This window comes from Bacillus sp. SIMBA_008, from assembly GCF_046535495.1.
Classification (GTDB): domain Bacteria; phylum Bacillota; class Bacilli; order Bacillales; family Bacillaceae; genus Bacillus; species Bacillus subtilis.
In genome coordinates this window covers 1-249 of the sequence record NZ_JAWRWL010000970.1, presented here as the reverse complement: position 1 = coordinate 249, position 249 = coordinate 1, and the positions used below count along the sequence as shown (strand labels likewise).

Genomic DNA, 249 nt, shown 5'->3' with positions numbered 1-249 from the left:
AAAAAAGATAATTGGTTTGTCGTAAGATTCACTAATATTAGATGATCTGTATCAGCAAAAGCACTAACCGGTAGGATGAAAAATAATAGTATGACGAAACATAATTTTTTCATCTATATCCCTCCCCTAGCGCTCAATATAATAAGTGGAATTAGCTTTACTTTGCTCTTATAAATGAAAACTATCCATTTACAATAACACCCCCATTTACATGTATCATTTGTCCGGTAACATAAGATGAATCGCCAG

1 pseudogene is annotated in these 249 nt (G+C 32.5%); it reads right to left on the bottom strand.

From position 1 onward, the window contains the following. Nucleotides 1–113, bottom strand: a pseudogene (locus SB658_RS26275) (L,D-transpeptidase); the annotation flags it as partial. Between the last annotated feature and the right edge of the window lie 136 nt (nucleotides 114–249).